Annotated in this window: 11 protein-coding genes; 4 read left to right on the top strand and 7 right to left on the bottom strand. The window is 66.0% G+C overall.

The features are described 5' to 3' along the window. Positions 1 to 92: 92 nt before the first annotated feature. The 4 genes from EPO55_RS00390 to EPO55_RS00375 are packed head-to-tail and all read right to left on the bottom strand — an operon-like array spanning position 93 to position 3196. Positions 93 to 533, bottom strand: a complete 441-nt coding sequence (locus EPO55_RS00390; protein ID WP_296334394.1) for a type II toxin-antitoxin system VapC family toxin — start codon at positions 531 to 533, stop codon at positions 93 to 95. Beyond that, positions 530 to 733, bottom strand: a complete 204-nt coding sequence (locus EPO55_RS00385; RefSeq protein WP_296334393.1) for a hypothetical protein — start codon at positions 731 to 733, stop codon at positions 530 to 532. The genes EPO55_RS00390 and EPO55_RS00385 overlap by 4 nt, the downstream gene beginning before the upstream one ends. Positions 734 to 753: 20 nt before the next feature. Next, positions 754 to 2418, bottom strand: a complete 1665-nt coding sequence (locus EPO55_RS00380; protein ID WP_296334392.1) for a DNA polymerase Y family protein — start codon at positions 2416 to 2418, stop codon at positions 754 to 756. Then, positions 2321 to 3196, bottom strand: coding sequence for a damage-inducible mutagenesis protein (locus EPO55_RS00375; protein WP_296334391.1), 876 nt, complete (start codon positions 3194 to 3196; stop codon positions 2321 to 2323). The genes EPO55_RS00380 and EPO55_RS00375 overlap by 98 nt, the downstream gene beginning before the upstream one ends. A 148-nt stretch (positions 3197 to 3344) precedes the next feature. Here EPO55_RS00375 and EPO55_RS00370 point away from each other — a divergent pair, with 148 nt between their 5' ends. From EPO55_RS00370 to EPO55_RS00360, 3 genes are all read left to right on the top strand, one after another. Continuing rightward, a complete protein-coding gene (locus EPO55_RS00370) occupies positions 3345 to 4199 on the top strand; it encodes an MBL fold metallo-hydrolase (RefSeq protein ID WP_296334390.1) in 855 nt (284 codons plus the stop codon). 475 nt (positions 4200 to 4674) lie between these two features. After that, positions 4675 to 5349 carry a VTT domain-containing protein gene (locus EPO55_RS00365; protein WP_296334389.1) on the top strand — a complete coding sequence of 225 codons (675 nt, stop codon included), beginning with the start codon at positions 4675 to 4677 and terminating at the stop codon, positions 5347 to 5349. Between the two features lie 210 nt (positions 5350 to 5559). Continuing rightward, the gene (locus EPO55_RS00360; protein WP_296334388.1) at positions 5560 to 5802 is read left to right on the top strand and encodes a CcdB family protein; all 243 of its coding nucleotides are present in this window, start codon (positions 5560 to 5562) and stop codon (positions 5800 to 5802) included. Between the two features lie 82 nt (positions 5803 to 5884). Here the strand turns inward: EPO55_RS00360 and EPO55_RS00355 are convergent, their stop codons facing one another. The 3 genes from EPO55_RS00355 to EPO55_RS00345 all read right to left on the bottom strand — a co-directional run bounded on the left by EPO55_RS00355 (position 5885) and on the right by EPO55_RS00345 (position 9128). Beyond that, positions 5885 to 7270, bottom strand: a complete 1386-nt coding sequence (locus EPO55_RS00355; protein WP_296334387.1) for a TRAP transporter large permease subunit — start codon at positions 7268 to 7270, stop codon at positions 5885 to 5887. Positions 7271 to 7292: 22 nt separating this feature from the next. Next, positions 7293 to 7853 (bottom strand): TRAP transporter small permease subunit, encoded by a 561-nt coding sequence (locus EPO55_RS00350; protein WP_296334386.1) that lies wholly within the window; start codon positions 7851 to 7853, stop codon positions 7293 to 7295. Between the two features lie 201 nt (positions 7854 to 8054). After that, positions 8055 to 9128 (bottom strand): TRAP transporter substrate-binding protein, encoded by a 1074-nt coding sequence (locus EPO55_RS00345; protein WP_296334385.1) that lies wholly within the window; start codon positions 9126 to 9128, stop codon positions 8055 to 8057. Positions 9129 to 9582: 454 nt separating this feature from the next. Between EPO55_RS00345 and EPO55_RS00340 the strand changes: the two genes are divergently transcribed. Further along, positions 9583 to 10213: adenylate/guanylate cyclase domain-containing protein (locus EPO55_RS00340; RefSeq protein WP_296334384.1), on the top strand; the 631-nt coding region annotated here is incomplete at its 3' end.

Genomic DNA, 10213 nt, shown 5'->3' with positions numbered 1-10213 from the left:
CTATCGCCCGCTCGACCAGCTCCTTGGGATGCGAGCCGCCGCGCAGGAAGCTGTAGTTGGTCGTGACCTGGAGCTCGGCGTAGTCCATGGCGTCACGCGGCGTCGAGCTCGTGCACGCGGGCGAGCGGCACGCCGCGCAGTGCGATCCCTTCGGTCTGCAGCGCCTGCAGGAAAGCCTCGTCGGCGCTGATCAGCGGCGCCGAGGCTGCTTCGGCGCAGGCGGCGTAGAAGCAGTCGTGCACCGGCCAGCCGCATTGCAGTGCCAGGGCAAAGGCGCGGTTGCGCAGCCGGGGCGATTCGACGAAGGCGGAAATGAAGGCCGGCAAGGCGATGTTGCGGACGATGGAAGTCGCCTGATCGGCCGCGATCTCGCCACTTGCCGCTTTCCTCCAGGCGAGGTCGGCCACGCCCGCGATCAGGATGTCGGGGGCGATCAGCTCGTGGCGGTTGACCAGCAGCGAACGCGCCTGCGGGCGCAGCGGCTCCTCGACGAACCACTTGATGGTGACGCCGGGATCGACGACGACGATCATCGGTCACCGGGCGTCATGGCGGCGATGCGATCAGCCTCGGCCAGCGCATCGAGGACCAGAGGCTGGCGCGAGGTGTGGGTCAGCAGATCGCGCAGATCGGCTTCCAACGAGCGGCCCTTGGTACGGGCACGCGCCTTCAGACGCTCGATGATTTTGTCATCGAGTCCACGAATGGTCAGGGTGTTCTTCGGCTTTTGCATCTTTTCTCCCCCTGCTTTCCCTAGGCGCAGAAGCCATGGAGGAACCAACGCGCCGTCGGCTGGCCGCTGGCGGCGAGCTTGTAGGGACCATCGCGGAACAGCCAGAAGCGGCCGCCGTCGTCGTCCTCCACCCGGTAGTAGTCGCGCACCGGCGGCACGGTATTGGCCGGAGGCCGGCTGCCGTCGGGCCGGGGCCGCCACCATTCGTCGGCGATCCGCTCCGGCCCGTCGGCGCGCACGATGCGATGGGCGTGCCGGCGCCAGTGGAAGACCGACGGCGGATCGTCGGGCACGAAGGCGGTGACATCGACCGGCTCGGGTCGCTGCAGCAGTCGCGTCGGCCGCGCACCTTTTAGGCCGGCCAGATGCTTCCAGGCACCGTCGGCAGCAGGTTTGGACGAGACGGTTGCCGCGACCTGCACGCGCTCGGGCAGATGGCTGTCGCGCGGCAGCAGCCGCACCACGTTCTCAGGCCCCAGCCGCAGCGCCAGCCGGTCGGCGAGGTCGATCGTGCCGTCGGAGCCGAGCGAGAGCGCGAGCGTGCCGGCCTCGGGCAACACATCCTGGGTGCCGCTCCAGGCCTCGACCTCGGGGGCGGCCAGGATCATCAACTCGACGCCGAAGCCGGGATCGAGTTCGCCGAGCTTCTCCTCGAACAGCTTCATCAGTTTCGGGTTGTCGCGATTGGGCCGGCTGGTGCCGATCGAGGTGCGGTCGACCGAGCCGTCGACGCGGTAGAGCGCGATTTCGAGCTTGCGGGCGCCCACGCCTGCCTGTTCGAACTGCCGGCAGAGGGCGGCCAGCAGGCGGCTGGTGGCGGCGGCGATGTCCTCGGGCCGGCCGATCGGCTCGACGAAGCTGAGACGCGTGCGGAAGGCAGGCACGGCCCGGCGTGGCTCGAGAACCTCGTCGCGCGCGCCCAGCGCCTGGTCGAGGCGGGTGAGCGGCAGGTCGCCGAAGCGGCGCGCCAGCGGCGCGCGCGGCAGGGGATAGAGATCGCCGATGCGGCGCAGGCCGAGCTTCACGAAGGTTTCCAGGATCGGCGCATCGAGGCGCAGGCCTTCGACCGGCAGCGACGCAAGAGCGTCGCGCTGGCCATGGCGCGGACAGAAGAGATCGGCCTGGCGTTCGGCATAGCGCGCCAGCGCCCAGGCGGCGCCGGCGGTGTCGGCCATGGCGGCACGGCAGGTGAAATCGTGACGCGCGAGGCGCGCGACCAGGTCGGCCAGCAGGGCGCGTTCGCCCGCCTCGTCCGGCCCGAAGAGATGGGCGCAGCCGGTGACGTCGAGCAGCAGGCCGGCATCGCCGCCGAAGCCGCCGGCGCTGCAGGCTTCCGCTCCTTCTTCGGCGAGGGCTCCGCCCAGCGGGTCGATCGCCACCCAGGGCGTGTAGCGGTCGCACCAGTCGGCGATCGCCTCGATCAGGCGCTGGTCGGCCTGCGGCTCGCCCGGCGTGGTGACGAGGTCGGGCACCAGCGCACGGGCATCGGCCAGCCGCATGTGGGGACGCAGGCCCGCGGTGCGGGCATGGGCGCTGAGCGCGGCGAGGCGCGGGCAGCCCTCGCGCCAGACGACGGTGGCGGCGGCTCTAGCTGACCATTCTTTCTTCGAAGAGGCTTTCGTCGAAGCGCGCGCCAGCCGATCCGTGGAGAGTTTCGGGAACCACAGCGAGACAATGCGTTTCATCGTTCCACTCCACCAGCCAGGACGGGATTTCGGCAATCGACGGCGCGCCGAAGCGGTTGCGCCGCAACTCGAGGCGCCAGCGCGCGGCGCCGATATCGTGCAGGCCCGGCGTCGAGCGCGAGGGCGCCGAGGCGATCCGCCAGCGCGTCACGCACACGCTTTGCGGCGGCGCGGGCTGGGGCCGCAGCAGGAGCGCAGGCACGCCGCTCTTCTCGGCCGCGAGCGAGAGGCGTCGGCCTGAAGTGGCGTCGGTGGCCCGCGTCTCGCCCAGCACGGCGGCGATGCCGGGGCAGCGCAGGCCTTCCTCCATCGCCCAGAACACATCCTCGTCGCGCCGCGCCGTGACCACCAGCAGGCGCGCCGGATCGAACCAGGCGGCGAGGGCGGGCGCGTAAGGTGGGGCATCGAACACGCCCGACGGCCGGCGGCACCACAGGAGCGTGCCGGGCGTGCGCGCGGCGAAGCGGCCCATCAGATGGGCGGCGAAGCCGAGGGCGGCGCCATCGTGGGCAGCGACGCGGCCGGAGGGGGCGGGCCCGGCTTCGATCTCGTGCAGGGCGCCGGTCAGCAGCCCGCCTTCGGGCAGCAGGGCGTCGATGGTCGGCAGGCCTGTGGGCACGGCGGCCTTGCCGGCGTGCTGGACGCTGTGGGCGCGCTCCAGCCGGCGCACCTTTTCGCGCAGGCTCGTCGAGACGGGCCCCGCCGTATCGTTGGCGGCCTGGGCGGTGGCCCGGGGAACGACGGGAGGAGCAAAAGCACTCGGGGAAATGACCGGCATCGCCCCCTCAAAAGATTGGGTTGAATAGGTTGGGGATAAGTTTGTTCTATTTTTGTTCTAAATAGATTCAAGCAGGGAGTCAACGGGAGTCCGTGCTGGCACAGTGACTGCTTTCTGGATGAAGCTGCCGTCCTGCCCCGGAGGCCGAATGACCCTTCGATTTCCCGCCCGATTTCCCATCGTTGCCCTGCTCGTCGCCGCCTTCGCCCTGCTGGCAGGCCCTGCCTTGGCGCGCTGCTCGAAGAACATGGTCCAGTTCGGATCAGGGGTTCAGGTGGCGTCGCTCGATGGCCTCCAGGGCGGCTTCCAGCTGGCGGCCGATCTCTCGCCCAACCGCGTGATCGTCACCTTCCTCGGCCATTCCAGCTACCAGATCGACACGCCGCAGGGCGTGCGCGCCATCACCGACTACAACGGCGTCAACGGCTTCGGCCGCCGGCCCGACATCGTCACCATGAACAACGCCCACTCCACGCATTTCACCGACGATCCGGAGGAGGGCATCACCCACGTGCTGCGCGGCTGGCCGAGCCAACCCGGCGAGAGCGAGGCCAAGCACGAGGTCACGCTGAAGGACATGAAGGTGTGGAACGTGCCGACCAACGCCCGCGACTGGGACGGCGGCTCGGCCCGCATCAACGGCAACTCGATCTTCATCTACGCCGTGGGCGACCTCTGCCTCGCCCATCTCGGCCACCTGCATCACCGCCTGACCGGGGACCATCTCGAGGAACTCGGCCGCATCGACGTGCTGATGGTGCCGATCGACGGCTCCTACACCATGGGCATGCCGCTGATGGTCGACGTGATCCGCCAGATCCAGCCCCGCGTCGTGCTGCCCATGCACTACTGGGGCCGCGGCCAGCTCGACCGCTTCGAGGGCCTGATGGCGACCCTCGACGCAGATTTCATCTGGCCCGACCGGCGCTCGGTCGAGATCGTGAAGGAGCAGCTGCCGGAGAAGCTGACGGTGATCGCCGTCGGCGGCGAGGGCGGCGGCTAGCTCCTCTCGCTGCGGGCCCAACTTTTCAAAACTGGCCCAACTCGACCGACAGAATATCGGCTCTCCGCGCGCCGGAAAGCCAATGAATACGGGCTTTTACCCGTCCCGGCGGGCCCACCTGAAACGTGGGAGTGTTGGGCCCGGATCTGTCTCCCGACCCGGCGCACCAATGTCTGTCCACGGTTCGAGGCGTGGCTCTTTTTCCTGTTGGCACCGGCACGGCCGGCACGAAGCCCTTTGGGCGGTTTGGATTGTGTCTCACCCGCGGGTCAGGACCCGCGGCGGCTGCACCAAGCCCTTAGGCGAACCCGCGGGCGGCCGCGGGCAGGTCTTGCCGGAACAAACGAAAGAGGCCGGCGCAATCCCCGCCAGCCTGACAGAAAACATGGCATAAACTTGCTGAACTTGCAAATTTAATTTCCGGCATTCCGTCCCGGTGGCGTCCGGCGCCCTTTGCCGTACTGTGCGTCCCGTCATGCAGACCAAGGCCCTCCTGACCGTCGCGATCCTCCTGCTCGGGATCATGGCAATCGCCTTCGCCTGGCACTTCACGGGCCTTGCCGAGATCGTCACCGCCGACCGGATACGGCACTTCCTGGCCAGTGCCAGAGGCGACCCCTGGGCACCAATCTGGGTCCTGGCGGCGTATCTGATCGCCGCCGCCGTGGCCTTCCCGGTCAACTTGCTCATGCTTGCCACGGCGGCGGTTTTCGGGCCGTGGCTCGGCTTCGCCTATTCGGCGCTGGGCGTCTTCACGAGCGCGTTTCTCGTCTACTTCGTCGGTGCCTGGCTCGGAAAGGCGACGGTGGAGCGCCTCCTCGGTCCGAAGCTCCGGCGCATCCTCGAGGGGGCAAGGAAGCGCGGCGTCCTGGTGGTCGTGGCCTTCCGGGTGGTACCGGTGGCGCCCGGCACGGTGGTCAATCTGGCCCTGGGCGCGAGCGGCATCCGGTTCGCCGACTTCGCCATCGGGTCGGTCGTCGGCATGACGCCGGGCCTGCTGCTCGTTTCCATCGTGGGCGACCGCCTCGTTGCCCTCATCACCGAACCGACCGTGGGCGAGGTCGGCGTGCTGGTGCTGTGTATCGTGGCCTATCTTGCCCTGGTATTCGTCGCGCAGGCCCTCCTGTCCCGCCGTCGGCGCCAACAGTGAGGAGACTTGCAATGCGGCGGCTCGCCTACGATCCCGTGGCCCGGAAACGCACGGTCCGCCTCACCCTGAACGGCGACCTCTACGCCAAGGCGTAGGCCCAGGGCATCGACGCGTCGCAGGTGGCCGAAACGGCCTTGGCCGAGGCGCTGGCCGCGCGCATGACCGAGAAGGTCCGCGCCGAGATGCTACGGGATCATCTCGCCGCCCGTGATGACCAGCCCAGCCTGGCGATGCAGCTTGAGGTCTTTCCAATCCACTCGTGCGCGCCCGGCGATTGGTCTGGTCGGCGGCCGGCTGATGCCCGTCGTCGAGATCGGCGGCCGGGAGTTCGTCCTGCTCATGCCGTCGCTCACCAACGTGCCGGTGACGAAGCTGCGCGGCTCGGTGGGAGACCTGAGGGCGTTCCGCGACAGGATCGTCGATGCCATCGACTGGACATTCATGAGCATCTGACATCGTCCAAGAAGGACACGCCAACGAAGACCGGACTATTTCAGATCCATCAAGCTAGCGATCCGCTACGAGCCAACACGCCTCAGTCGATGAAGCCGGCCAGCCGAGGCAGCCACAGGCTGATCTCCGGGAACCAGATGCAGAGAAGCAAGCCGAGAACCTGCAGGCCGACGAAGGGATACATCGCCTGGTAGACGTCCTTCATGGTGACGCCGGGTGGCGCGGTGCCTTTCATGTAGAAAAGCGTGGCGCCAAAAGGCGGTGTCATGAAGGCCGTCTGCAGGTTGACCGCGACCAGCGTTCCGAACCAGGTCATCAGTCCGGTGTTGCTGCCACCCAGGTGGTCGGAGAAATCGAACTTCATCAGGATCGGCCCAAAGATCGGCAGCACGATCAGGCAGATCTCGATCCACTCGAACGGAAAGCCGAGCAGGAAGATCAGCACCATGATGAATGTCAGCATTTCCCACTTCGTCGTGATGCCGAAGTACTGCAGCGTCGAGATCATCACGTCGTCGCCGCCAAGCACGCGGAACACGTAGGAGAAGCCGGTGGCGCCGAGGAAGATCATGAAGACCAGACCGTTGGCCCGGCAGCTCTGGAAGATCGACTCGGTCATCATCCGCATGGTCATGCGCTTGTTCAGGGCGGCGATCAGCATCGAGCCGAGCACGCCCACCGCGCCGCTTTCCGTCGGCGTCGCCCAGCCGGCGAAGATCGAGCCAAGGACGACCACCAGGAGGGCGGTCATCGGGAACAGCCCACGCCACAGCGCGCGCCAGAACTCGGTGCGGGTCTGCGGCCCGAAATCCGCCGGCATCTTCGGGGCCATGCCCGGCTTCAGGATCGCGACGGCGATGATGTACACGGTGTAAAGGCCGGACAGCACGAAGCCCGGCATGATCGCGCCCAGGAACAGGTTGCCGGCCGACGTCGCCAGCATCTCGGCCATCACCACCAGCATGATCGCCGGCGGGATCAGGATACCGAGCGTGCCGGCCGACGCGATGGTGCCGATGGCGAGTTGTTTGTTGTAGCCCGCCGCCATCATCTGCGGCAGCGCGATCACCGACAGGGTGATCACTGCGGCGCCGACCACGCCGATGGGCGCGGCCAGGATGGTGCCCATGACCATGACGGAGACGGCGAGCGCTCCGGGGCACCATTTCATCAGGAGCTCGGTGGCGGACAGCATGTCCTTGGCCGATCCCGACCGTTCCAGGATAGCGCCCATGAAGATGAACATGGGAATCGAGGCGAGCACCGGGTCGGCGGCGACGCCGGCCCACATGCGCAGCACGATGTCGGATAGGCTGACGAGATTGAAAACGCCGAGATAGGCCCCGGCGAGGGCGAAAGCCAGCGCCAGCCCGCCCATGATGAAGGCCACGGGATAGCCCAGGAAGATGAAGAAGAACATGCTCACGAACATGATGAGCGAGAGGTAGTCGGTCAGCCAATCGATCACGATGGTTTCCCCTTTCGCCGGACTAGACGTCCGCCTCCACATGGCCGATCTGCAGGTTGACTTCCTCGTTCGATTTTTGACCGAACAGGAACACGATGACGCGCAGCAGCACGCTCAGGATGCCGAGCACGACCAGCCACAGGCCGAGGGCGAAGATGCCCTTGATGACCCAGCGGTGGGTGAGACCTACGGTGCTGTCCGACTGCTCGTTGAGAGCATACGAATTGGCCACGTAGTCGAGGCTGAAGTAGGCGACCAGCGTGACGTAGGGCAGCGCCAGCAGCAGGCATCCGAACAACTCGACCCACGCCCGGGCGCGATACGACTTGCCTTCCAGAAAAGAATCGACCCGTGGATGGGCGTTGATCGTGTAGCAGTAGCCCATCCACATCGAGAAGATCACCGCGTGGAAGTGCCACTCGAGCTCCTGCAGCTTGGTATAGGGCAGCTGCAATCCGAATTTGCGCGCCACCACGTCGAAGGTGGTCACGCAGGCCATGACGACGAGCAACCAGCCGGAAGCCAGCGCGATCCACTCGAGCATCCGCCGCAAAGCCTCTGCCAGCTTCAGCACTGCGTTCATGATGACGCCGTCCCGGGACCGCCGATCAGCCGGCGCGACGCTGGCCGTAAGGTTTCTCTCGGCATGTCCCCTCCCGATCTCGTCATTTCACCCAGCCGCGGGTGCAAGATGCACCATGGATCCGGATCGCCGGCTCCGTGCATCGACATGTTTCCGTTGGTTGAAGGTGCCGGCGCGGCAGGAGCCGCGCCGGCATCGCGTTCACTTGCTGAGATAGGTCGGCTTCATCGTCTGCGATGCGCCCCACACCGAGAACTTCTTGCGATAGTCGAGGTAGTGGTCAGCGACCTTCTTGAACAGCGGATCCTTGGCCGATTCCTCAGCCAGAACCTCCATCCAGGCCTTCTCGAACGCGGCCAGGTCCTCGTCGCTCCAGCGCTTCACCTTGACGCCGTTCTTCGCCTGGTATTCCGCCATGGCGGCGAACTGGGAGTGGTCGCTCTCGACGTAGGTGTGCATGGTCGATTCGCCGAGTGCGATCTCGATTATCGCCTTGTTCTGATCCGACAGCTTGTCCCAGGCGGCCTTGTTCATGAGCAGTTCGCTCACCGAGACCTGCTGGTGCCAGCCGGGGAAGTAGTTGTACTTGGCGATCTGGTGGAAGCCGAGCCTCGTGTCCATGGTCGGCATGGAGAACTCGGTGGCATCGATGACACCTCGCTCCAATGCCTGATAGATGTCTGCGGCCGCCAGCAGCTGGGTCGACACGCCGAGCTTCTGCATGACCTGCGCACCGAGGCCGAAGAAGCGCATCTTCATGCCCTTGAGTTCGGCCACCGACTTCACTTCGTTGCGGAACCAGCCCGAAGTCTCCGGTGCGATGGCGAAGGAGTCGATCGCGACCAGGCCGTGCTTTGCATAGATTTCGTCACGGAGCTTGTTGCCGCCGCCGAACCACTTCCAGCCGAGGAATTCGCCGATCGGCGGTCCGAACGGCACGGTGGTGAAGAAGGCGAGCGCCGGGTACTTGCCGGTATGGTAGCCCGGCGTGGTCCAGCACGATTCGATGGAGCCCTTCGACACCGCGTCGAAGCATTCCAGTGGCGGGATCAGTGCTCCCGGTTCGTAGAACTTGATCTCGAACTTGCCGGCGGACAGCCGGTCGACGTTCTTGGAAAAGCGCACGGCCGAGGTGCCGATATGCGGCAGCTGGCTGCCGAAGGTACTCTGCATCTTCCAGCGCACCTTGTCCTGTGCCTGCGCGGGAAGGGCAACCACGGCAGCGGTCATGGCGACTGCGGCCGACACAAGTAACGCACGAGCTATGCCTGACATGACATTAACCTCCCGTTTGTTATTTCGTGAGGTCCGCTTGAGAAGCAGGCAAATCGTGTTGCGGGACAAACGCCACACTGCAACAACGCAACAGGATGCCCGATCACGGGACCACGCGTTGCGACGTCGGCGGCCGAGAGAAAATCGCTAAGCCCATCTCATGGCCGGCGCCAGTTGAAAACTTGCATGCCGCGACCGGGCTGTCAAAGCGAGAACCGCAGTGTGTGCGCCCGGCGAGCGTAACACCGATCTCCAGATGCGTTTCCTTAGGCAGTAAGCCGACCCTAGCAGATGCAGCGCGTCCGGGCCGAGAAGGCCCAAGCGTACTAGGTTGCGTCCGTCCCGCGAAAGTCCTGCCAGTTGCGAGCCCCCAAAACAGGGACGACACCACCGCCCACGTTACCTAAGATACAAACCTCCTGAGCTACGTTGAGCGAGGAATTTGGGGGCCTTTTTGACCGGCGAGCGGGTGACAAGGCGACTGGCAGCGATCCTGGCGGCGGATGTCGTTGGCTACTCACGCCTGATGGGCCGCGATGAGAACGGCACCCTTGCCCGGTTGAAGGCCCATCGCACCGACCGGCTGGAGCCGATACTTGCGCGTCACGGCGGCCGGCTGGTCAAGCTGACCGGCGACGGCGTGCTCGTCGAGTTTCCCAGTGCAGTGGATGCCTTGGGCGCGGCCATCGAGTTCCAGCAGGCAATGATCGAGGCCAACAAGGACGCGCCCGCCGACACCGCCATCGTCTTTCGCATCGGCCTGCATCTCGGCGACCTGATCGTGGATGGTGATGATCTTTACGGTGATGGCGTCAATGTCGCCGCGCGCCTGGAAGGAGAGGCACCGGCAGGCGGCGTTGTGATCTCGCGAACCGTTCATGAGGCGGTTGCCGGACGTTTGAAGGCGACCTTCGAGGACCTCGGCAGCCTCGCGCTCAAGAATATCGAGCGACCCGTTCACGCGTTCGGCGTGAAATGGGATGCGACGGATTGGAAGATCGCGCCGCCAGCGGCAGCAATGCCGCCAGTTGCTGTAACTCCTCAGCCTGTGGACGCTCCGCTGGCGCTTCCCGACAAACCATACA

Origin of the sequence: Reyranella sp. (assembly GCF_004296935.1) — a bacterium.
In the GTDB taxonomy this organism is placed as follows: Bacteria; Pseudomonadota; Alphaproteobacteria; order Reyranellales; family Reyranellaceae; genus Reyranella.
This window is presented reverse-complemented; position numbering and strand designations above follow the sequence as displayed.